The organism is Nodosilinea sp. FACHB-141, assembly GCF_014696135.1.
Taxonomy (GTDB): domain Bacteria; phylum Cyanobacteriota; class Cyanobacteriia; order Phormidesmidales; family Phormidesmidaceae; genus Nodosilinea.
On the sequence record NZ_JACJPP010000015.1, the window covers coordinates 1 to 23,111 of the forward strand.

General features: G+C 56.8%; 19 protein-coding genes, 1 other RNA gene and 1 pseudogene. 4 read left to right on the top strand and 17 right to left on the bottom strand.

Translation table 11 applies throughout. From position 1 onward, the window contains the following. Together H6F59_RS16315 and H6F59_RS16320 are read left to right on the top strand one after the other, a co-directional pair. A pseudogene (locus tag H6F59_RS16315) lies at window positions 1-255 on the top strand (photosystem II q(b) protein); the annotation flags it as partial. Between the two features lie 194 nt (window positions 256-449). After that, window positions 450-839: a RidA family protein gene (locus tag H6F59_RS16320; protein ID WP_190517768.1), complete on the top strand. Its 390-nt coding sequence runs from the start codon at window positions 450-452 to the stop codon at window positions 837-839. 51 nt (window positions 840-890) lie between these two features. On the opposite strand, the gene H6F59_RS16325 is transcribed toward H6F59_RS16320, so the two are convergent. The 4 genes from H6F59_RS16325 to H6F59_RS16340 all read right to left on the bottom strand — a co-directional run bounded on the left by H6F59_RS16325 (window position 891) and on the right by H6F59_RS16340 (window position 4,791). Continuing rightward, window positions 891-1,226 carry a hypothetical protein gene (locus tag H6F59_RS16325; RefSeq protein WP_190702301.1) on the bottom strand — a complete coding sequence of 112 codons (336 nt, stop codon included), beginning with the start codon at window positions 1,224-1,226 and terminating at the stop codon, window positions 891-893. Beyond that, complete coding sequence (locus tag H6F59_RS16330; protein WP_190702305.1) at window positions 1,223-2,653, bottom strand: radical SAM protein; 1,431 nt, start codon at window positions 2,651-2,653, stop codon at window positions 1,223-1,225. The genes H6F59_RS16325 and H6F59_RS16330 overlap by 4 nt, the downstream gene beginning before the upstream one ends. 10 nt (window positions 2,654-2,663) lie before the next feature. Further along, window positions 2,664-3,404, bottom strand: coding sequence for a prolipoprotein diacylglyceryl transferase (locus tag H6F59_RS16335; protein ID WP_190702308.1), 741 nt, complete (start codon window positions 3,402-3,404; stop codon window positions 2,664-2,666). A 184-nt stretch (window positions 3,405-3,588) separates the two neighbouring features. Continuing rightward, window positions 3,589-4,791: an argininosuccinate synthase gene (locus H6F59_RS16340; RefSeq protein ID WP_190702312.1), complete on the bottom strand. Its 1,203-nt coding sequence runs from the start codon at window positions 4,789-4,791 to the stop codon at window positions 3,589-3,591. A 242-nt stretch (window positions 4,792-5,033) separates the two neighbouring features. On the opposite strand from H6F59_RS16340, the gene mazG reads away from it, so the two are divergent. Next, complete coding sequence (mazG, locus tag H6F59_RS16345) at window positions 5,034-5,894, top strand: nucleoside triphosphate pyrophosphohydrolase (RefSeq protein ID WP_190702316.1); 861 nt, start codon at window positions 5,034-5,036, stop codon at window positions 5,892-5,894. 54 nt (window positions 5,895-5,948) lie between these two features. Here the strand turns inward: mazG and H6F59_RS16350 are convergent, their stop codons facing one another. The 3 genes from H6F59_RS16350 to H6F59_RS16360 form a co-directional block, all read right to left on the bottom strand. Beyond that, a complete protein-coding gene (locus H6F59_RS16350) occupies window positions 5,949-6,167 on the bottom strand; it encodes a hypothetical protein (RefSeq protein WP_190702319.1) in 219 nt (72 codons plus the stop codon). 76 nt (window positions 6,168-6,243) lie between these two features. Further along, window positions 6,244-7,254: a 7,8-didemethyl-8-hydroxy-5-deazariboflavin synthase subunit CofG gene (gene cofG / locus H6F59_RS16355; protein ID WP_190702322.1), complete on the bottom strand. Its 1,011-nt coding sequence runs from the start codon at window positions 7,252-7,254 to the stop codon at window positions 6,244-6,246. Window positions 7,255-7,292: 38 nt separating this feature from the next. Then, window positions 7,293-7,670, bottom strand: coding sequence for a rhodanese-like domain-containing protein (locus H6F59_RS16360; protein ID WP_190702326.1), 378 nt, complete (start codon window positions 7,668-7,670; stop codon window positions 7,293-7,295). Between the two features lie 373 nt (window positions 7,671-8,043). On the opposite strand from H6F59_RS16360, the gene mutL reads away from it, so the two are divergent. After that, on the top strand, window positions 8,044-9,738 hold the full coding sequence (mutL, locus tag H6F59_RS16365) for a DNA mismatch repair endonuclease MutL (protein WP_190702329.1): 1,695 nt from the start codon (window positions 8,044-8,046) through the stop codon (window positions 9,736-9,738). Between the two features lie 91 nt (window positions 9,739-9,829). Here the strand turns inward: mutL and H6F59_RS16370 are convergent, their stop codons facing one another. From H6F59_RS16370 to H6F59_RS26805, 10 genes are all read right to left on the bottom strand, one after another. Then, the gene (locus H6F59_RS16370) at window positions 9,830-11,032 is read right to left on the bottom strand and encodes a glutathione S-transferase family protein (protein ID WP_190702331.1); all 1,203 of its coding nucleotides are present in this window, start codon (window positions 11,030-11,032) and stop codon (window positions 9,830-9,832) included. A 123-nt stretch (window positions 11,033-11,155) separates the two neighbouring features. Beyond that, window positions 11,156-11,800 carry a response regulator transcription factor gene (locus tag H6F59_RS16375; RefSeq protein WP_190517735.1) on the bottom strand — a complete coding sequence of 215 codons (645 nt, stop codon included), beginning with the start codon at window positions 11,798-11,800 and terminating at the stop codon, window positions 11,156-11,158. 367 nt (window positions 11,801-12,167) lie between these two features. Continuing rightward, a complete protein-coding gene (locus tag H6F59_RS16380; protein WP_190702333.1) occupies window positions 12,168-12,893 on the bottom strand; it encodes a fasciclin domain-containing protein in 726 nt (241 codons plus the stop codon). 563 nt (window positions 12,894-13,456) lie between these two features. Further along, a complete protein-coding gene (locus tag H6F59_RS16385) occupies window positions 13,457-14,098 on the bottom strand; it encodes a hypothetical protein (RefSeq protein ID WP_190517814.1) in 642 nt (213 codons plus the stop codon). Window positions 14,099-14,191: 93 nt separating this feature from the next. After that, window positions 14,192-14,431, bottom strand: a complete 240-nt coding sequence (locus tag H6F59_RS16390) for a hypothetical protein (protein ID WP_190517730.1) — start codon at window positions 14,429-14,431, stop codon at window positions 14,192-14,194. 407 nt (window positions 14,432-14,838) lie between these two features. After that, the gene (locus H6F59_RS16395) at window positions 14,839-15,873 is read right to left on the bottom strand and encodes a Gfo/Idh/MocA family protein (RefSeq protein WP_190702335.1); all 1,035 of its coding nucleotides are present in this window, start codon (window positions 15,871-15,873) and stop codon (window positions 14,839-14,841) included. Beyond that, window positions 15,848-16,576 (bottom strand): ribonuclease III, encoded by a 729-nt coding sequence (gene rnc / locus H6F59_RS16400; protein WP_313887235.1) that lies wholly within the window; start codon window positions 16,574-16,576, stop codon window positions 15,848-15,850. The genes H6F59_RS16395 and rnc overlap by 26 nt, the downstream gene beginning before the upstream one ends. 33 nt (window positions 16,577-16,609) lie before the next feature. Further along, window positions 16,610-16,982: RNase P RNA component class A (gene rnpB, locus H6F59_RS16405), an RNA gene on the bottom strand. 182 nt (window positions 16,983-17,164) lie between these two features. Then, a complete protein-coding gene (locus H6F59_RS16410) occupies window positions 17,165-21,154 on the bottom strand; it encodes a DNA-directed RNA polymerase subunit beta' (RefSeq protein ID WP_190702337.1) in 3,990 nt (1,329 codons plus the stop codon). Window positions 21,155-21,209: 55 nt separating this feature from the next. Further along, on the bottom strand, window positions 21,210-23,084 hold the full coding sequence (locus H6F59_RS26805) for a DNA-directed RNA polymerase subunit gamma (protein ID WP_190517723.1): 1,875 nt from the start codon (window positions 23,082-23,084) through the stop codon (window positions 21,210-21,212). Window positions 23,085-23,111: the final 27 nt, after the last annotated feature.

A 23,111-nucleotide genomic window follows, 5' to 3' on the forward strand; every position in this document is an offset into this window, starting at 1 on the left:
TCACTGCACTTCTTCTTGGGTGCGTGGCCTGTGATTGGCATCTGGTTCACCTCCTTGGGCATCAGCACCATGGCGTTCAACCTCAACGGGTTCAACTTCAACCAGTCCATCCTAGATTCTCAGGGTCGCGTGATTGGCACCTGGGCGGATGTCATCAACCGGGCGAACCTGGGTATGGAAGTGATGCACGAGCGCAATGCTCACAACTTCCCCCTCGACCTTGCTACCGCTGAGGCGCCTGAAATCATCGGCTAGTCTGCAACGACTACCCCATTGATTGACTAGAACAACAGCGCTCCCGAAAGGGGGCGCTGTTGCGTTGTTGATTTAACTTTTTCTTAGGTGACTCAACCCCAACTCAGTTTGATTTGGCGAGAGCGTGGAATCGTTCACACTGCGATCGCAGGTTGGTCTAAACTTTAGGGCTGTTGTTATCGAGAACTACCCCCATGCTGGAGTTTATGACCCTGCCCAACAACCTGCTGCCTCCGGTAGCTCCCTATTCCCACGCTGTGCGAGCGGGAGACTTTCTGTTTGTCACTGGCCAGCTAGCGGAAGATCCAGCTACAGGCGAAGTTGTCAAAGGCTCGATTGAGGACCAGACACGGCGGGTGATGGATAATTTGGCCCTAGTGCTCGACCACGCGGGCAGCGGTTTTAATAAAGTAGTCATGGCTAGAGTATTTGTCACCGACTTTCGCTATTACGAAACGGTGAACGCCATCTACCAATCTTACTTTGGCGATGCTCCCCAGCCCAGTCGCACAACCGTGGGGGTCACGGCATTGGCAGGCTATGGAGATGTTGAGATTGATCTGATTGCCTATTGTGGGGAGTGAATCAGCGGGTAGATGAGTAGTGTTTCCCTGTAATAGCTCTGTCCACAAATTCTAAACAAAGCCATACATAGAGACAAAGCAAGCCCCGTTTACTAAGGCAGTCAGCGTAGCGGCGATGATCACCCCCTTAGCCATGTCGGGGTGCCCTCGCCGCCGGAGGGTGATCACCAACGGAATCACGTAGAGCAGCTGCCAGAATAAGAACCCTGCTGCTCCGACAAACCAGGGAATGACAAACGCATAGTCGCCGACGCCAATCACGGCTACCAACAAACCTAAAAGAAATATCAGTGCCCCGGCTATGGCATGGCAGCCCAACAGCAGCAGCATGCCTTTAATAATTTCCAAAATTTCGTTTTGGGGTGTGGGATCGGTAGGGTTGGTCATGGGGGTGAGGTAGCAGACTGAACTTCGGCCAGTTTAGCGGCTCCGGCACTGCCCTCCCGGTAAAACAGGTTGTAGGTGTCGAAGGGAATGATACGACCATCGGGATGGACGATGTGAATGCACGATCGCTTCACCGATCGCACATCGAAGTTGTAGGCATCCAGAAACTGCACGATCATAATGCGAAAAATATTCTCGTAGGTAATGCCGCTGGGCACTGGTACCTGGGGCAGGCAGCAGAGCAGTTGCTTCAACGCGTTGGCAGAGGATTGCGGGGAGTGGCTAGTGGAAAACAGCTCGAAGATTTTTTGCTTGAGCTGAGGGTCTTGCTCGTAGAGCACCGAGTTGGGCATCATGTCCACAAACGTCGGCGTTGAGAACATGCCCGTCAGCGGAGTTACTTTGCCCTTGACCTTGAGGGCGTAGGCCATCGCCAGCGAGTCGGGGTGACAGGGCACTGGCAGAATATCCTGCGGTTTGAAGTGTGGGCTTTGGTTGAGAATGGCGCGGCGCACCTCGGTGAGGGTGTAGCGATCGCGCCCCGCCTCAAACCCCTCTAGCCTGCCCGCCGCTTGAATGGGCTGAAATGTCACCCCTCGCACACAGCGCTGGGCCAGAGCGTAGTCAATGATTTTGCCAATTTCGTGGTCGTTGAGCCCTTTCTTGAGGGTGACAACTAGGGTAGTAGAAAGATTGAGGTTGTTGAGGCGATCGATCGCCTGCTGCCGCGTGGCCCGTAAGTCTGCCCCTCGCAGTTCGCGCAGAGCTTTTTCCTCAAAGCTGTCGAATTGAAGATAGATTTCGGTGCCGGTTTTGTACTGGGAGAGGCGATCGCAGAACTCTGCGTCCTGAGCAATCCGCAGCCCGTTGGTGTTGATCATCAAATGCTGAATCGGTCGGGCCTTGACCAACTCCAGCACTTTGAAGAAGTCAGGATGTAGGGTGGGTTCGCCGCCGCTGAGCTGCACCACTTGGGGACTGCCCTCGTTGGCGACGACTGCATCTAACATGCGCTCGATCTCGGCCAGGGAGCGGTGGCGGCGGGGCTGCTGGGCAGCATTGTGCTCCTCGGCACCGGAGTCGGCATAGCAGATGGGGCAGCTCAGGTTGCAGCGATCGGTCAGCTCGATCAGCGTCAGGCAGCTGTGCTGCTCGTGGTCGGGGCAGAGGCCGCAGTCGTAGGGGCAACCGTAGCGGATGGGAGTGTTGAACTTGAGAGGCATGTCCCCTGGTTTGATGAACGCCTGGGTTTGCCGGTAATACTCTTCGTCGTCGGCAATTAGGACTTCTTCGCGCCCGTGGGTGGGGCAGTGCTTGATTAGGTACACGCCCCCGTTTTGGAAGACGATTTTGGCCTCGACTTTGCCTAGGCAGCGAGAGCACAGGCCGTTGGTGAGGGCGTAGAACAGGTAGGGGCGGGTGGGCATGGGGACGCTGCTACGAAACTGTGACCTCCCGCCACAAAAGCTGATATAACCCGTAGGCTACTCCCAGCAGGCAGGCGAGTTGAATAAAGCTTAGCCCCAAGAGCGGTTGAAAGTCGGGTTTAAGAAAATCAACAACAAAGCGAAAGCCAAGGTAGCCGACTAGATAGAGCTGAAACAGTCTGCCGTTGGGAGGATCACCTTTGCGATACCAGGCTAGAAACATGCCCAAGGCAATTAAGAACCCAATTTCGTAGAGCTGGGTGGGGTGGCGGGGCAGGCCATCGCCAAAGTCGATGCCCCAGGGTAGGGCCGTGACGGTGCCGTAGGTGCGATCGCTCAGCCCGGTCAAAAAGCATCCCACCCGCCCGATTGCCGTCCCCGCCAACAGCGGGAATACAAAGGCATCGCCGGTCGATCGCGTTAGGCCAATCCACTTTTTGGTTAGCTCGACGCCGATCAGTCCGCCTAGCAGTGCCCCTACCACTGTTTTGCCCTGCAAGCCCAGCAGCAGCCACGATCGCCAGTCGCTCCCCAACAAATCTATATGCTGTAGCAGTACCAACAGCTTTGCCCCCACCAGCGCACCGATCAGACCACCCACCACCACTGAGCTACGCTGACTCAAGGGGATAGCATCTCTGCTGACATTGCGGCGCAGCAGCCCCATGGCGACCCCATAGGCCACCACCTCAAACACAAAATGGGGGTGGAGCTTAAACGCCCCCACCCCCACATAAACCGGAAACACCATGATTGACGTGAGTAGGTGGGGTGAACCGCAGTGTAACCCAACAAAGTCGGCCTGTTAGGTGCCCCAACCTTACTAGATCGAAATATCGAAAACAAAACGGTTGGCAGCGAATTTACCCTCTCCCCAAACCCCTCTCCCAATTTTGGAAGAGAGGCTTTGAGCCATCGCCACCTACTCCTATGTGCTAACCGCGCATTTTCTCAGACCAGACGCGGGTGGGTAGGCCCCACACATAGATAAAGCCCTCGGCAGCCTTGTGGTCAAAGGCGTCGTCGGAGCTGTAGGTGGCCAGGGCATCGCTGTATAGGGCTAGGTTAGATTCGCGACCCACTACCCGATTGGTGCCCTTAAACAGCTTCACCCGCACGGTGCCGCTGACCCGCTCCTGAGTCTGCTGAATGAAGGCGTCGAGGGCTAGCTTGAGGGGGCTATACCAGAGGCCGTTGTAGACCAGGCGGCTGTAGGTTTCTTCGATGCCGCGCTTGTACTGGGTGACATCGGCGGTGAGGGTGAGGCTCTCTAGGTCGCGGTGGGCGTCGATTAGCACCAGCAGGGCGGGGGCTTCGTAAATTTCGCGCGACTTGATGCCCACGAGGCGATTTTCGATCATGTCGATGCGGCCTACGCCGTGTCGACCGGCAATTTCATTCAGCTGCGTAATCAGATCTACCGGGCTGAGGGCTTTGCCATTAAGGCTGGTGGGCAGTCCCTTGGTGAAGCCAATGTCGATATATTCCGGTTCATTGGGGGTGTTTTCGATCGCTTCTGTCATCAAAAACACTTCTTCCAGGGGCTCGGTCATGGGGTTTTCGAGCGGCCCGGCCTCGATGCTGCGGCCCAGCAGGTTGCGGTCAATAGAATAGGGGCTAGATTTTTTCACCGGGAAGGCGAGGCCCATTTTTTCGCCGTAGGCAATGGTCTCTTCGCGGCCCATGCCCCACTCGCGGGCGGGGGCCAGCACCTTGAGGCCGGGATTAAGGGCGGCGATCGCCACGTCAAAGCGCACCTGGTCGTTGCCTTTGCCGGTGCAGCCGTGGGCGACGGCATCAGCCCCGTAGCGATCGGCTGCCTCTACCAGGGCTTTGGCAATCAGCGGGCGAGCCAGGGCGGTGGAGAGAGGATAGCGGTTTTCGTACAGAGCGTTGGCCTGAATGGCTGGGAAGGCGTAGTCGGTAATAAATTCTTCGGTCAGGTCGGCGACTAGGGATTCTTTCACCCCGGCATTCAGCGCTTTGACGCGAATCGGTTCTAGCTCGTCGCCCTGGCCTAGGTCTGCCGCCAGGGTAATCACCTCTTTTACGCCCCACTCGTTTATCAGGTAGGGAATACAGACGGTGGTATCGACGCCACCGGAATAGGCTAGGACAACTTTCTCTGCGCGACCCATGGGCAATTCCCTACTTTCGTTAGACGATTCGTTCAATAGTCGTCCTGAGCGGACGATTTACTCGATGCACCAAAGCCTGCGGTTCTGAATGAACGGTAACGCTCTGGCCATGGCTATCTTATATGGAGTTGCCCGCCCTGCACTACGGCGGTTTAGCAAGATCTGATGACATCGGCGGCAACCTACCCACCGCTGCGATTTGCTGCCATGCTAAGCAAAGTTGTCGTCAACGCGGTTTCGTTATGGTTTCTGCGCCTTTCTCTTCCGACATCCCGTCCGATATTTCTTCTAGTCATCGCGCCGCCATTCTCGCTGCCCTGGAGCGACTAATCGATGTGATTGCCCAGCTGCGCCATCCCGAAACTGGCTGCCCATGGGACTTAGCCCAAACCCCCACCAGCCTTATCCCTTACGTGATTGAAGAAGCCTATGAGGTGGTCGATGCTATTCAGGTGGGAGAAAAGGATGCGATCGCAGAAGAACTTGGCGACCTGCTGCTCCAGGTGGTGCTCCAGTCCCAGGTGGCCAGCGACAACGATGACTTTGACCTGGGCACCGTCGCCACCGGCATCGCCGACAAACTGGTGCGCCGCCATCCCCACATCTTTGGCGATGCCTCAGGCGAAACCCCTGAAGAAGTCAGCCAAAACTGGGACCGCATCAAAGCTGAAGAAAAAGGCATTCCCCACGACCCCCACAAGTTGTCACCCAAGCTGACCAAATATAGTCGCACCCTGCCGCCGCTGATGGCCGCCAGCAAAATCTCCGTCAAAGCCGCCAAGGCTGGGTTCGAGTGGGAAACCGTTGACGACGTTTGGGACAAATTCCACGAAGAGCTGGACGAATTTCGCCAGGCCCTGGCCCATGAGCCTAAGGAAAATCAGCAGGCGGAGCTTGGCGATCTGCTGTTTACCCTGGTTAACCTGGCCCGCTGGTACGACCTCGACCCTTCCGAGGCGTTGCAGAGCACCAACCGCCGATTTATCCAGCGCTTTGAGCTGGTGGAAGCAGTAGCGGAGAAGCCTCTGGCTGACTATTCAATTCAGGAGCTAGAAGAGCTGTGGCAGCGGGCGAAGGCGCACTTGGCTAAGCCTGAAGGCTAGCAGTGGGTACTGCTCACTAGTCTTCAGTATCGCCATACCCAACATGTCGCGGCTCTATCGCGGTGCATCGGGCTTGTAGTAGTCATTGGGGTTTGCCGCCTGACCGCCGCCGTCTTTATTGATGCAGCCAGCCTTTTCAACGTAGCGGCAAACCCTTGCGTAAAGACGGGCACGGGTGCCCGGTGGCCCAGCTGAGAAGAGCACGCGATCGCCCCCCACCATACCCACCATAATTTTGACGCCGCATACAGGACAGGTTTGGGGAGCAGCCATGGGGGAACCTCAGTTAACCTGTGAGGATTTTATCCTGTTGGGGTGGATGGGTGGATGGGTGGATGGGTGGGTGAGTTCAAAGATTGTTAAGTGAGTTGCGCCAAGCTTTTACTAAAGACTGCAGCGGATCGGGTAGCCAAGTATCGTACTGGGGATAAATGGGCAGGCGAGGTTGAAGCTGCCAGCTAGAGGGGGCGATCGCAGCCTCCAGCGATTCTGGTGTGGGGTGCTCATAATCAGGGTTCACCTCATCCATTGGGCTAATGCCGCCCAGATCCCTAGCGCCTGCGGTTAAACAATCCAGCAGTCCTTTGTGACTGACCAAATTGGGCGGAATTTGAATAGTGACTTCCGGGGGCAGGAATTCCCTCGCCAGATGCACAGCTCTCACCAACGCTGCTTCATCGAGCGCCATACCCGGCTGAAGCTGCTGTTGCCCAGGGCTGTGGGGTTGCAGAATGACCTCTTGAATGTGGCCATGGCGAGTTTGAATGGTGGCGATCGCCCGCAGCGAATCTACCCAGTCAGCCTCACTCTCCCCCAGCCCCAGCAGCAGACCGGTGGTAAAGGGAACTCCTAGCTCTCCAGCCCAGGTTAACTGTTGCAACCGCACTTCAGGGCGCTTGCTAGGGGCATGGCGGTGAACGGTATCGAGCAGCTTCGGCGTTACTTGCTCAACCATGAGGCCCATTGACACATTCACCTGCCGCAGCTGCGCCATTTCATCGCGGCTCAGGGGGCCAGCGTTGGTGTGGGGCAGCAGCCCGGCCTCTAAGGCCAGCTCACAGATTTGGTAGATGTGACGAAACCATCCATCGCGGCGAGGGCTATGGGGAGCCACCTCACCGCTGAGCACCAGCACCTCGCACACCCCCTGACTGCGCAGAATGGGCAGCTGTTGAGCCACATGCTCTAAACTCAGCCAGGGTGACTGACCGGGGTCAACCCGAAAGTTGCAGTAGGTGCAGCGGTTGAAGCACTCGTAGGTGGGCACTAAGGTGTAGGCCCGGCTGTAAGTGACCACCCGATGCGACCTGTTCGGCGTCAACAAATCGCTGATCGAGTTAACTACCCCCGCCTGATCCATATCCACGCACAGCTTTGACTTCGCCAGTTTATGTGAGTTTAAGCTACTTCCACCGTCACCATCTCGATCGGGAAGCCCGCCGCCTTCCATGCAGCAACCCCGCCTCTCACAATGGCGACTTTGGAGAAGCCTACCTCCCGTAGCTGCTCGGCCACAGCGGCGGCTTCATCATCGGTGTTGCTATAGATATAGAGATCGCGGGTGACCTCGAAGCAGCTAGCGGCTGTGGCTAGTAGCGAGTCGGCAGGCATCGAAATTGCGCCGGTGATGTGGCTCTCGTTAAAGTCGGTGCGATCGCGGACGTCAATAATGGTTAGCGCCGGTTCGCCCCAGTCCAGCCGTTCCTTTAGATCATAGACACGAGACTCAGGCCGCAGAGGCGAAGGCTTAGGCAGCAAGCCAAAAAAGCGTTTCATGGTGAGGAGGATCCTGGGAGAAGGCGTTCCCCTGCAATGTAACAAACCTTAATAGGGTGCGCAAACTTTTATTGAAAATAGTAGACAAAATAGCCTATTCCTTAACCCATATCAATTGAAATTTTCAATAGACTTCCTTGAGTCAGCCTTCGAGCCCCACGTGAAATGGTGCTGACATCAGCCTCCAAAAATCGCTAAAAGCTTTGATATAAGAGCATTATAGGCACCGCCTATCAGCGTTGAGCAAGCGCAATTTGGCCCTGGGTTAAGACCGGCACTAGATCTTTTGTTCCAGTGCTTAACCTGCGCAGTAGCATAGGATCAGTTGCTTCGGAGCCCCCTTCCTATCCCTGCCGACAGCGTTTCTAATCTAGTGCCCCGCCGCATCCAGCTGTTGCCTGGAGATGTCATTCACAGTATCGCCGCCGGAGAAGTCATCGACTCTTTGGCAGCGGTTGTGCGCGAGCTAATTGAAAACGCTCTCGATGCTCAGGCTACGCATATTACCCTCGCCCTCTGGCCTGACCAGGGCCGGGTGCAGGTGGCTGACAACGGCACCGCCATGGCGCTGGAGAATTTGCACCAAGCTGCCATCCCCCACAGCACCAGCAAGATTCGCACCCAGGCTGATCTGTGGCAGGTCAATAGTCTGGGGTTTCGCGGCGAAGCCCTGCACAGCCTGGCTCAGGTCGCTCAGTTGGAGATTTGCAGTCGCGCTCCCGGTGCAGAGTCGGGCTGGCGCGTCACCTATTCAGCCCAGGGAGAACCGCTAGAGACCGTCCCAGCCGCCCTCGCCCAAGGCACTGTGGTGACGGTCACCGATCTTTTTGAGGCTTGGCCCGCTCGTCGGGAGCGATTGCCAACCATGGCTCGCCAGCTTAGCCAGGTGCAAAACATCATTCGCCACTGTGCCTTGGCTCATCCAACGGTGACTTGGGCGGTGCAGCTAAGCGATCGCCCCTGGCTCGCCTTCACGCCCAGCCCTACCACCAAGGGCCTCGTTCCTCAACTGCTCCGGGCCGTCAGCGAAAGCGATTTGCAAGACGGCTGGCAGGCTGCCCCCTGGGCCGTAAGTGAAGAGAGCACCTTAGAAAATCTTCCTCTAAAAGCAGGTGTCTATGGTCTTATTGGTCTGCCCGATCGCTGCCATCGCCCCCGCCCCGACTGGGTTAAGGTCGCGGTCAATGGGCGGGTTGTAACGGTCCCCGAGCTAGAGCAGTCTATTGTGAATGTCTTTCGCCATACCCTGCCCCGCCACCGCTACCCCCTAGCGTTTGTGCACCTCACTGTGCCCCCCAGCGACATCGACTGGAACCGCCGCCCCGACAAATCGACCCTCTACCTGCACCGGCTCGAAGACTGGACCGCACTCTGCCAAAGCCACGTGGCTACGCTTTTAGGGCAGCATACCGAAACCCTGACTGATGCAAACCAGCAGCGCGTTACCCAATTGCTTAAGACAGCGGAACCGAGTAGCCCCTACGGTGTTGCAGAACTATCCGATGAGTTGCCTTATCGCGAGCGTCCGGGAAGTTTGCGGGCGATCGCCCAGGTTCACAACCGCTACATTTTGGCTGAACAGACCGACGGCCTTTGCCTGATCGAGCAGCACATTGCTCACGAGCGCGTTCTCTACGAGCGGCTGCAAGCTCAGTGGCAGCTGGTGCCGTTAGCCACCCCTGTTGTGCTGGAAGGGCTGACTGAAAATCAGCTAGAACAGCTTCAAAGACTAGGCCTGAACCCCGAGGAGTTTGGCCCAAATCGCTGGGCTATACGAGCCGCGCCAGCTCCCTTGCGCGATCGCGATGACCTGCCCGATGCCCTGCTCGAACTTAGCCTCGGCGGCAATCTAGATACGGCTCAAGTGGCGATCGCCTGCCGCACCGCCATTCGCAACGGCACGCCGCTCGATCTCGCCACTCTGCAAACCCTGCTCGACGACTGGCAGCAAACCCGCAACCCCCGCACCTGCCCACACGGCCGACCCATCTGCCTGACGCTAAGCGAGACTAGCCTAGCCCGCTTCTTCCGCCGCCACTGGCTAATCGGCAAAAGTCACGGCATCTAGCCGGAGTCAGGCACCCGGTCCCTTTTGCGCTGCATATCAGGGCTTGATGGTTGCCCAGAAGGGACTAGGTGCCTTGGCCAATACTCCTCACCTATGCAGCAAAGTTCACTGGGTCTTGGTCGCGGCGGTGGCGAGTCGGCAACGGATCGGGCTGGGCCTCTCCTGTTAGGGCAGCGGTGGACTCCAGAGCTTCGCGCAGGCGCTTGGCGGCGTAGATCGACATATCGCGGGGGACATTGATGCGATCGCGCAGGTACCGCAGCCCTAGCTCAGCCCCAGCCGGAGGCTCACAGGGCTCCCCCGTTATCAGACAAGTCAACGCACAGCGCAGGGCCAGATCAATCACATCATTAGCGGCAGGGTTCACCTTAATCACGTTGTCTCGATGCTTTACTACGCGAGTTAGGGCCTCAACGCGGGAGGTCTCTGGCTCTGGATAAGCCACGTCGGGCAGGCCAAACCAGGGGCCGAGATCAACCTGGGCCTGGTTGCGCCGGGTCTGAGTCAAATCATTCTCGTAGCAGCCCCCCATCTGCGGCGGCAGATCGTGCACGTGAGTGTGAAAGTCGCTCTGGGTGCCGCGATAGGTCGAGCGGCTCTCTAACCCATCAAACCAGTCCTTGAGTCGGGGGTTCTCCTCGCGCAGTAAGTAGCCTTTGTAGTAATAGAGGCTGGCATTCATGCGCTCCACGTAGGGCACAAACACCACGTCGCCAGTGCTAAACTCCGGCAAAAAGAAGGGGCCGGGATGGGTAGACAGCGCCTGCTCTACCCGTTGCACTACTCCCCCAAACTGCTCACCCGCGCGCTGGTCTGCTGCCGGCGATCGCGCTGGTTGGCACAGCCACATGCACCAAGCCCGAAACAGTAGTCGCTCTAGCTGCCGCAGGGGCACCACCGCTGGGTCTTTCATGCCCCACTGCAACGGCCCGAAAGCCTGCTCCAGCGCTAGCAAAATGTCATCGCTTTCAGTAATCATCCGCCCGTCTAACTCCAGGGCAGGCAGCATACCCGAAGGTACCTTGCGTTTGTACCAAGCTTCTTTTTCGCCGTAGCAAAACATGGTGACCTTTTCGATGCGGTAAGGCACCTGCTTTTCTTCCAACCACAGCCATACTTTTTGGCAATAGGGGCACCAGGCGTGGTTGTCGCGGTAGAGGGTGACCCGCACTGCCGACTCAGGCTGGCCAAACAGGCGTAGCCGAGACTGGGCATTGGTAGGGCCGTTGACATAGTCAACAGAAAAGTCGGCCATTTCTTCCAGGGCCGACCAGCTGAGGGGAGCAGTTGTCATAAATCAGGGCATGCGATTAGGTCACTACCCTGATTGTGCCAGGTTCAAAGGAGGGTTTAGGGTTCATGGTTTAAGGTTCAAGGCAATTCCTTCAACCTCACACCCTGTACCTTGACCCCTTTTCTATGCCTTATTGTTCTCTATGGCCCAACGGGCTAGCTCTGTGCGGTTGTTCAGACCAGTTTTGCCCAGCATGTTGCTGACGTGGCTCTCAATGGTGCGCTGGCTGACTTGAAGCTCGTTGGCAATCTCGCGGTTGGCCATGCCTCGGGCGACAAACTGCACCACCCGCAGCTCGGTGGGCGTCAACTCCACATCAAAGGGAACTTGAATCGCCGGGCTGCCACCACCCTTAATTTGCTGCTTGATCAGCCGAGAGGCCTGTTTGAGGGAAGACTCTACCTGAGCAACTAGCTCCTCAGGCTCGAAGGGCTTGACCATGTAGACGTCGGCCCCGGTGTTGAGCCCCTTCACACGGTCCTGGCTTTGGCCTTTGGCAGAGAGAAACAAAATCGGAATCCACTCGGTGGATGGATTTTCTCGCACGTGGCGCACAAAAGCGTGGCCATCCATCTCGGGCATCATCACGTCGCAGATGATCATGTCTGGAGTGGTGTTTTCCAGCATATCCAGGGCTTCTCGACCGTTGCCCGCTGTCTTCACCTCATAGCCCCGGAACTCAAGATAGTCCTTGACTAACAAGATCAGGTTTGGGTCATCGTCAATTAGCAGAAGCTGCTTCTGATCGCCTGGGGTTGAATCCTTCATGCTTTGACAGTCACTGCGATTAGCTCGTCGTTAAAACAAGTATGCCCCCAAAAGCCCGGTGCACTTACATTGAATAACGCAGCACCGTGAGCTCTGAACTCTACCTCTCCAACCATGGTTAAAGGGGTAGCGCTTATTGCTGATGATACTTCAACAAACTGATATCAGCGTGCGATCGCCTTTTAAGGGTCACTGCTGCCACATAGGGCTGCTGTAAAAAGCAATTGCTCCTAAGGGCGAGCGGTCGCCCTTACATGAGGGCGACCGCTTGCTGTTAATCAAGCCTCTGTATTGCAATGCGGCAAATAATGATCGCCGCAGCATTTCACGCCTCAAAGTAGCGCGCAAAGGGCTATCTCTTCGTCAACTACATCGGCAGCAGCACCGTGTCAATGACGTGGATGACGCCATTGCTGGCTTCAATATCAGCCGTTACCACGTTGGCTTCATTGACGGTGACAGACTCTTCACCCACCGTCACTGTTACAGGGGCACCGGTCAAAGTATCCACTTCGCCAGAAGTCAAATCCGTGGAGCGAACTTCGCCGTCTACCACGTGATAGGTCAACAGCTGCGCTAGCTGGTCGCGATTTTCAGGCAGCAGGAGCTCCTCCAAAGTCCCCTCAGGTAGGGCTTCAAAAGCTTCGTCAGTGGGGGCAAACACAGTAATAGACAAATCGTTGCTGCTCAGGGCCTCAGTTAGACCGGCGGCCTCAATCGCAGCGGTTAGAATCTCAAAGTCTTCGTTGCCAGCGGCAATTTCAGCAATCGATTGCTCGGTGCTAGCAGTAGGCTGCTCAGCATCGGTGGGCTCTTCCGCAGCAGTAGGCTGCTCAGCATCAGTGGGCTCTTCCGCAGCGGTAGGCTGCTCAGCGTCGGTAGGCTCTTCCACGGCGCTGGGCTTCTCAGCATCAGCGGCTTCTTCCATAGCGCCCGGCTGCGCAGCGTCAGTGGGTTCTTCCACGGCGGCAGGCTGCTCAGCTTGGGGCTTGTAGGTGTCAGAGATAGCCTGCTGAGGAAACGCGGTGATAGCAGCAGGAGCGGCACCAAAAAGCATTAGGCCTAGGGCGATGCGAAGAGTGTTCGGAGTCATAGAAAGTTACGTCCTAACAAGTGTTACAAATGTCTGGCTAACAGCGTTACATAGCTTAACCAGACCTGAAGAGTTGTAACACGGTACCAAGAGGCAACTATCCCTCCTCCGACAGAGTTGTTTCGTTCCCCAAAAAAACAAAAAAGATGTTATTTCCCCTCACGCTGACCAATAGCGCCTGTTTGGGCTAGTCGAGAAAACAGCAGTGAGATTGCTAGTTTATACATTAAAACGTAGGCTGCACGCAGAACTGAGGCTGATGGGCTAGAACAATGCCTGCTGACTTTTTCTTGATTTCAAAAATTTGGTGAATGGCGGCAACTGAGTAGAGCGCGAGGATGGTGCGATCGCGATCGCTCCATTTCTCCTATAGGCCTATATCGACAGGGAGGCGAAGCAAGGGGCTGCCGGTCAGTGGAGTAGATTCGAGCTGAGGCAAACTGCTGGGCAAATCCTAAAGACACGTCGAGAGGTTGACCTACCTAGAGGCGGCGACCCAAACAGCAGATCAAGCGTTTCACTTATATCCAGCAGGGGTTAGCCCTATCGAGCTTAGAGGAAACTTATTCGTGACGCTGACTACTGCTCTGGACTCGTCCAGGCACAGCTTCCATAGCGGCTATAACAGCTCTCTGGGCAGCTAGAATATCGCGTTCTTCGCCGCCAAGGTAAAGGCGACCAAAGCTACCTACCGAGCTAATCTGAAGAATGTTGATCAGTGCTGCTTTTTCGGCCTCGTTAGCGGCCAAAGAGGCGTAGGCCGCAGGTTCTACCTCAAACACGTAGAGGGTTTGACCGGCCACAATCATGTTGCCACGGCGGCTGCGGTTAATTAGCTGAACATGGTGAGGGTCAAGGTTGCGAATTACCTGACTGGAAATAATTCGGGGTTTGAGCCGCTCTCGGTAGGTGAGCCCTAGGGCATCGAGCATAGCCCCACCAGCGGCATGCACTTCGCCCTGGTTGCTAGCGTGGATTTCAAGCAGACCGTAGAGACGTTCTACGATGAGCGTGCCAGGCCGGACCACGGCGGCTTTGAGGCCGATGTCGAGGATGCGGTTGATTTCAATGCCAGGGGAGATTTCTATCCACAGTGAGGCGTCTCCGGGCAGCGGCAAAAACCCCAGCGAAACGGTACCCATGTAGGCCGCATGCTGGGGTTGAAGATTGTCAATATAAACGTAGCTACGAAGATCGACGCCCAAGGCCCGGTATTCCAATTTCTTTCCTTGGTAGTATACCGGGCTGGGGCGACAAGTCAGGCTCTTGCCCTAGGCACAAGCTGCCCTGGGCGCAAACTAAAACTTAGAGCCAAAGCCGACGGAGGTCGTACCCATGGCATCGTAGACAGTGAGACCTAGGGGTAAGGTTACCTCTCCAGATTCATCTACTAGGTCATTGAGGATGGGTAAATTTAAAGACTCAGCTAGATCAGTGATACCACTGCTTTCTTGGCGACCTACGCGCTGATCCAATTGATTAGCTACGCGGTTGAGGCTGTCTTGGTCACGCTGTTCGACAGCAAGGGCGTCAGCCATGGTCTGAGGTGTTGTTTCTAGGTCTTGGGGGGCTGCTAGAGCTTGACCTGGAAGAACGCAAAGGCCTAGAACGGATGCTGCTGTGAGCCAGTATGAATAGTACATAGGTCTTCTGTATGTGAGGGGTTTTGACGGCTGACGGCCAGGAACTTAAACCCTTGCCCTGACAAGAAGGCGGCGAGCTGTTTCAGGTATAGCCCGCTAAATTGAATTGGCAAAGCAAACTTATTCTGAGTTCATGAAGCTGCGATGTGGTGAAGCAACTAAAACAAATTTCTCAAACTACAACGAGAGCAGGCATCGGCCCACGGGGGTAGCTTGCCCAGTCTGTGCAAGAAACCACCACAATTCAGTCAAATGAAATAGTTCCGCAGGAGGGAGCAGAAGCTAAATCCGTAAACTTTGATTTAGATATCTACTTGCTGGCCTGTTTCGGCGGCGATCGCGATCGCTTCCATAAGCCTCACCAGTTCAGTGGCCATAGGTCCTGCCGATATCGGTGAGGGCCTATTGTTGGCAACGCAGTCTAGAAAGTGGGCGCACATCTGTTGCAGCGGCTCTAGGGGAGCGATCGCCACAGCCTCGGCCTTGAGACTACTGGGGACAAACGGGGGTTCCTGGGACTGAAAGTGCCCAGAATATAGGGTCAGAGGGTGGGCTTGGGGGCTCTCGTCAAAGACTAAAGTACCGCGATCGCCCACTAGGGCCAGCCGCCGCTGCCGGTCGGGGTTGGCCCAGCTCACATGAACCATTACCTCTAGTGGGGCAGACCCAATCGGGTTGGGATACGTTAGCCGGAGCCAGCCCACATCTCTTAGCTTGGCCTCCGTCTTGGTTTGCAGCCACACTGACCCCCAAGCGGCGACGGCCAAGGGGCTCTGCCCCAGCCAGTAATTCAAGATGGAAACGTCGTGGATGGCCAGATCCCAGAACACATCAGCATCGGAGCGCACTGGCCCCAAATTGGTGCGAGCGGCATAGCCGTAACGAAGGGGGCCAATTTGCTGGCACAGCTCACGACCCCGCTGCACCGCTGGGTGAAATAGGTAGGTGTGATCAATCATTAGCTGCCGCTGCTGGGTAGTGGCTAGCTGGCAAAGAGCAGCACTGCGGTTGCTGTCTAAGGTGAGGGGCTTTTCGCTCAGCACATGCAAGCCGGCTTTGAGTGCCGCCTGAATCATGGGGTAGTGGGTGCTGGCCGGGGTGGCAATCACTACGGCCTCTAAGCCTGGGTGGGCCATGGCCTGGGGCCAGTCGTCGTAGCAGGCTACGGTGTTGCCTAGGGCGAAGCGATCGCGCAACTCTTCTAACCGCTGCCGATCAGGGTCGACTATTGCCACCACTCGCGCTGTGGGTAGGGCCAAAAAGTTACGCAACAGGTGGTTGCCCCAGCGGCCCAGACCAAAAATAGCGAGGTTAAGTGGCTGAGGAGGAGGACTCATGGGTGAGGGTTTGGCGAAGGCGATCGTAGGCAGCGGCGGCGGCGGCCTGTTCAGCCTGTTTTTTCGTGGGGCCGTGACCGCTTCCCCAACAGGTTTCCCGAAACCACACGGTGGATGCATAGCGTTGGGGGTCGCCATCCACCGATCGCTGTTCTACAGTGCGGTATTGAGGTAGGGTTTTGCTGTGAGCCTGGGTGAGTTCTTGCAGGGCTACTTTGTAGTTTTGTCGGGCTGGGTCTTGGCGCACGGCGGCCGTCAGCCGCAGCAGCGAGTCGTCTAGCCAGGCGCGCACTGGCCCTAGAGTTTGGGTTTCTAAATAGAGTACGGCCACTACCGCCTCTAGGGCATCGGCTAGGTGGGTAGGGCCAACTGCCATCCTAGAGGCAACGGTGAGGTAGGGGGCTAAATCTAGCTCTTGGGCTAGCTGGGCCAGAGTGCGATCGCTAATCAGCACCGATCGCACCGCCGACAATTCTCCTACCGAGGCGTTAGGAAAATTTTCTTGCAAACATTCCGTCGCCGCCAGTCGCAGCACCGCATCTCCCAGTAGCTCAAGCTGTTCGTAGTTATTGGCTGCGTCTACCGATTTGTGGGTCAAAGCCTGGTCGAGGCGCACCCAGTTAGTAGCATCAGCGGTAGGTAGGGCAGACTTTTGCACCCACTGCTCCAGCTGGCGCTGCCGAGATGGGGGGAGATCGGTCACGGTCAACAAATCATCAGTAGGGAGAAGATGGAGGGAAGGAGGTAGACATAAGCCGGGTTCTGTTCCCCTGTTGCCAGGGGGGCGGTTATCTATCTGGGACGCTTGTTGCCAAACGCCTCTTGCGGTACGTAACAGCGGGGCTGGAAAAAGACCAACCTTGCCCCTCGACCTTGCACCCGACCGGGGTTTACCGAGCCAGCACCTCTCGATGCTGCTGGTGCGCTCTTACCGCACCCTTGCACCCTTACCTGTGCCTCGAAAATTCCGAAGCCATCGGCGGTATGTTTCTGTGGCACTCTCCTCACGGTTGCCCGCACTGGGCGTTACCCAGCGAGTCTGGTCTTTCGGGAGCCCGGACTTTCCTCAGATTGGCGATCGCCAATCCGCAACCACCTGCGCTACCTCCCTCTTGTAAACAGTTTAAGCCCCAAGGTAGAAACGCTACGTATAAAACAGCAGCGGCTGAGAAAAATGGCAGTAGACAAGGGCGATCGCGCTGTCCTGACGTTACCGCTATTTGCCTACGACCGAACCACTAAAAAACACCCCGGCTAACCTAGGTTAGCCGGGGTGTTTGAGGTAAATCGTCTAGAGGGCTTCGGTTTGGTCGTCGATCAAGAGATCATCATCGATACCATCGATGCCAATGCCATTCCCCAGGCCGGGGAAGTCACCGTTGCCGCGTGGAGTGCCATCTTCCAACGACATGCCGCCGATCATCTCATCGTCATTCAGCATGCTGAGGTTGCCCTCTAAGTCATAGCTGCGGGCGGTGAAGTCATCTAGCACCACGTCCTGGAGCACCATGTCGTCGTCCAAAATGGCCGACTCATAGGCCGGGTCAAGTTCCGGAGCCGGAGACTCCTCGTAGGCGTTATAGCCCGTCCCTGCCGGAATCAAACGACCAATGATGACGTTCTCCTTCAGGCCGCGCAGCCAGTCCGACTTGCCTTCGATCGCTGCTTCCGTGAGCACCCGGGTGGTTTCTTGGAAGCTAGCGGCAGAGATGAAGCTATCGGTGTTCAGCGAAGCTTTTGTGATCCCTAGCAGCACCGGCGTGTATTCCGCTGGGGCACCACCCGTGATCGCCATGGCCTCGTTGACCTGCTCCACCTGGTAGATTTCCACTAGCTCACCGGGCAGCATGGTGGTGTCGCCGCCGTCGTCAATTCGGCACTTCGACGACATCTGCCGCACAATCACCTCGGTGTGCTTGTCGGAAATGTCGATGCCTTGGGACTGGTACACCGACTGCACCTCGTTCACCAAGAACGACTGCACTTCCTGCAAAGCTCCAAGCGCCGCATCGTGGATGCCCATGCCCAGGCTGAGGTTGTACTTAAAGAACACCTCCAGGATCTGGTGAGGGTTGGCGGGGCCGTCGGTGAGGTGCTCAGCAGTGCTGACCCGCTGGCCATCGGAGACAATCACATTTTGGCCGGGGCTAATCGGATATTCCGTCACCACACCATCGTCTTCAATGATTTTGACCTCTACAGTCTCGTCATCGCTATAGACCACCTGGGCATTGCCGGGGCGCTCAGACAACACACAGGCCTCCTTAGGTTTGCGGGCCTCCAGTAGTTCCTCAATTCGGGGTAGACCCTGGATGATGTCGCCGGTTTTAGCCCGCTCAAACACCAGCAGCACCAGGTTGTCACCCCGTTGTACCAGGTCACCGTCTTCAATGTGCAGTACGGCACCGGTAGACACCCGGTAGGGACGTGCCAGCCGTAAAGAGATTTGGCCGTCGTCGATGGCGGTGACTTGGCCCGACTCTTCGTGGGTCAGACCAGGAGCCAATTCAGTATCGGCCACCACCAGGTCGCCCACCTTCACGGTCGGTTGTTTGCCTTGGAGATCGACCTTCATACGGTCAGACTCTCGCACGACTAGCACGCGGCGAACCGCCTCTTGCCCTTCGCGAATACCGCGCACCTCACCCGCCTCTTTACAACGAATCTCAGTGCGGGCCACAACCGCGCCCGGCTCAATCTGCTGACCATCTTCCACCAGCAGACGGGTGACGGTGCTGCCCTGGGTTTGGTCAGCCACTACGTCACGGCGAATCACTTGGGTTTCGAGCACCACCATTTGCAGTCGCATCAGGTCAGCATCGCTGTCGTCGGGGACCAGCTCAATATCGGCCACGACGTGGGGTGATTCGTCTTCGATGTCGAGGACTAGCTGAGTGCGCAACAGCTCAACTCCAACCACCGACTTCACCCGCTCTCCATCCTTAAAGGGAATCCGCTGGATGGCGCGCAGTTTGATCGAACCGGCGGCATCGGCGGCGCTATCTTGGCTGGGTACAGCGGGCTCGTTGGGCACCACGTATTCTTCCACCGGGCGCAGCAGCAGGGCGGGGCCATCGGGAGTCTCGACATACTCGATGTAGCGTAGGGCGTCAGCCACTAGTCCCGGCATCACCTCTTCCCCAGCGTTGACCAGGGTGCCATCGCGATCCATCACATCCTCGGGGGCATCCACCATGTGAATGTCGCCGGGTTTGACCAAGATCTCGCGCAGAATGTCGTTCTTCTGGGTGACTTCGACCACGCCGCTGTTTTGGCAGAAGATATCTTTAACGACCTCAGTGCCGGCTTCCAGGTACTGGCCGTCTTCTACCATCAGCAGAGAAATGTCTTTGTTAACCTCGTGGGCCTCCTCAGGAATCCACAGCAGGGTACCACCCTGAACGACTTCATAGCCCTGCTTCCCCTTACCTTTTTTGGCCACATCGACCCCGGCAAACTTGACGATGCCGCCAGTTTGAGTATGGAAGCGATCGTCTTCGAGCTCAGCAATCACCTGGCCGCTGGTGACCTTGGCCCCCGGCGTGGCAATCAGAGAAAACCGCTGACCATGGGCGGTCTCAATGAAGTAGTGCTCCCGACCCTGACCCTGCTCCTTGCGTACATGGGCTTGGTCAAGCATGACGGAGGCAGTGATGATTTCAACCTCGCGAGTGCCTTTTTCGTCGTCGGCTTCGGGCAAACGGACCAAACCACCCCGTTCAGTGGTGAGCTTGGTTTCAGCTAGGGTGTCATCGGCGTTGACGTAGTCGCCGTTGCGCACCACCGGCTCTGCACTGGGAGGCAGGTTGTAGACGTCACCGGCTAGTACCCACAGCAGACCACCCCGCTGGGCTAAGCGAGTGGTGTTGCCCTGACGGTCAGTCTTTTCTTCCTGCACTAGGCCGGCAAATTTCACTTCCCCAGCCAGGTCAGAGGTCACGTCTTTGGTAGCCTTCTCGGTCACCTTGCGCGTGCGCCCCGCCGAGGGAAGCTCAGCTAAGAGCTGATCCTTTTGTACGGTTTCACCGTCATCAACAAACAGAATTGTGCCCTGGGGCAGCGATTCAGATTTATTCTTGCCGCTGCCCTCAATCACTACGTCAGCATTCGACTCGATCATCAACGCATCTTCGCCGTAGCGGGTGCGGAAGGCGCGAGTCTTCAGATTTTTAGGCAGTTTTACGGTGCCATCCTTGCTGGCCCGGATGCGGGGAGCCACTTCGCCGGTAAAGGTACCGCCGGTGTGGAAGGTGCGCATGGTCATCTGGGTACCAGGCTCACCGATGGACTGAGCGGCAATGATGCCCACGGCTTCGCCCAGGTCAACCATTTCAGAGTGGGCTAGGCTCCAGCCGTAGCAGAGGCGGCACACAGAGCGGGTAGCTTCGCAGGTGAGGGGCGATCGCACCACCACGCCTTCAACCCCAGCCTCAGCCAGCATTTCTGCCGTCTCTGGAGACACAGGATGGTCCTTCTCCAACAGCACCTCGCCGGTTTTGGGATGCGGCACATCTTCGGCGACCACCCGGCCCAGCAGACGGTTCTCCAAAGGAATCAGCACCCGCTCACCGTCAGTCATACTGCGCAGGGGAATGCCGCGGGTTGTACCGCAGTCGTGCTCCCGGATGATCACATCTTGGGAAACGTCCACCAGACGGCGGGTGAGATAGCCTGAGTCGGCAGTTCGCAGCGCCGTATCTACCAGACCCTTACGAGCCCCGTAGGAGGAGATCACGTACTCGGTAACGGTCAGCCCCTCGCGAAAGTTCGTCTTAATGGGCAGGTCGATGATTTCCCCTTGAGGGTTCGCCATCAGACCCCGCATGCCCACCAGTTGGCGTACCTGGGAGATGTTTCCTCGGGCTCCCGAGAAGGCCATCATGTACACCGAGTTGAGAGGATTGTTTTCCTTAAAGTTCTTCACCACCTGGTCTTTCAGCTCTTCGCTGGTGTCGTTCCAGGTGTCGATTACCTTAGTGAGACGCTCTACTTCAGTGATTTCGCCCCGAGTATACCGCTCTTCGGTAATGCGAATGTCCTCTTCGGCAGCAGCTAGCATGCCCTTTTTCTCCTGGGGTACCTGGAGATCTTCCACGCTGATGGAGACTCCAGCCCGGGTGGCGTACTTAAAGCCCAAGTCTTTGATGCGATCGGCCATCTGGGACGTGCGGGCGGTGCCGTAGTGGGTAAACGACCAAGAGATCAGCTTTTTGAGCTGCTTCTTGTCGATAATCCGGTTCCGAAAGGTCAGAGAGGTTTGAGGTGCCCCTTGCTCAGCCATAGGTTTCGCCCTTGTGTAGTGATGTTCGTGCTGTGTCGGTGTTGTGGTGTGGCCCCTAGCCTGCGATCGCGTCGAGCACCGCCTTGTTGTAGATAATGCGGCCCGCTGTGGTCTTGATGTACTGGGAGATCAGCTTGCCTTCGCTGTCTAGTCGCACCCGGCGATCGGGGTAAATTTCGGTGATGCTGCCATCCTCAGATTCCATCCGCTCTGGAGACGTGTTCTTAGGCTGGTCAGACTCCACTTCGCCGTCAAACCGCAGCCAAACCTTAGAGTGAAGATCGACCACGCCCTGCTCGAAGGCCATGATGGCGTCTTCCATACTGCCAAAGTAGTGGCCCTCGCCTTTGACGGCGTCGGGGTTCTCCGCTGTTAGGTAGTAGCAGCCCAATACCATGTCCTGGGACGGGGTAATAATCGGCTGGCCAGTAGCAGGCGACAGCACATTGTTCGAAGCCAGCATCAGCAGACGCGCCTCCGACTGCGCCTCAAGGGACAGCGGTACGTGCACGGCCATCTGGTCACCGTCAAAGTCAGCGTTAAAGGCCGGACACACCAACGGGTGCAGCTGAATCGCTCGCCCTTCTACTAGGATGGGTTCAAAGGCCTGAATGCCTAGACGGTGTAGGGTCGGTGCCCGGTTTAACATGACTGGGTGGCTCTCAATCACCTCTTCCAGCACGTCCCATACACTGGGGTCGTTGTGCTGAATCAGCTTCTTCGCCGCCTTGATGTTGTTGACCAGTCCCTGGCGAATCAACCGGTGGATCACAAAGGGCTGAAACAGTTCGATCGCCATCTCCCGAGGCAAACCGCACTGGTGAATCTGCAGCTTAGGCCCGACCACAATGACAGAACGGCCAGAGTAGTCAACCCGCTTACCCAACAGGTTCTGTCGGAAGCGTCCCTGCTTACCCTCAATGATGTCGGAGAGCGACTTCAGCGGGCGATTGTTGGCCCCCACTACGGTGCGACCCCGGCGACCGTTGTCGATCAGCGCATCTACCGCCTCTTGCAACATCCGCTTTTCGTTACGGACGATGATTTCAGGAGCCAAAATCTCCTGAAGGCGAGCCAGTCGGTTGTTGCGGTTGATCACCCGACGATAGAGATCGTTCAGGTCAGAGGTCGCAAAACGGCCGCCGTCCAGCTGCACCATAGGCCTTAAGTCGGGCGGAATCACCGGAATTACGTCCAGCACCATCCACTCGGTCTTAGAGCCTGTAGCGATGAAGTTATCGATCACCCGCAGACGCTTGATCAGCTTGGCCCGCTTCTGGCCCTTAGAGTTGGCGATGTCTTCCCGCAGCTTTTCCGCCGTGGCTTCTAGCTCCAAATCCTCTAGCAGCCGCTGGAGAGCTTCAGCACCAATGCCGACCTCTACCCCTGCTAGCTCAGTCTCTTCGTCGTAGAGCTGGTCCTCAATTTCAATCCACTGGTCTTCCGTCAGCAGCTGCTTATAGCTGAGATTCTCGGCATTACCCGCATCCAGCACCACGTAGGCGTTGAAGTAGACAATCTGCTCCACGTCCCGCAGCGGCATATCGAGCAGAATGGCGATATAGCTGGGAATGCCCTTTAAGTACCACACGTGGGCCACTGGAGCAGCCAGCTTGATGTAGCCCATGCGGTGACGACGCACCCGCGATTCGGTTACCTCTACCCCGCAGCGCTCACACACAATGCCGCGATGGCGCACACGCTTGTACTTACCACAGTGGCATTCCCAATCCTTGGCGGGGCCAAAGATGCGCTCACAGAACAGCCCGTCCATTTCGGGCTTGAGAGTACGGTAGTTAATGGTTTCAGGTTTGGTTACTTCCCCTACGATTTGCCCGTTGGGCAGGGTGCGTTCCCCCCACTGGCGAATGCGTTCTGGGGAGGCTAATCCAATTTTGACGTAGTCAAACCGTTGTTCTAGCTTGGCCATGCTGGGTATTTTCCTTGTAAGCGCGCG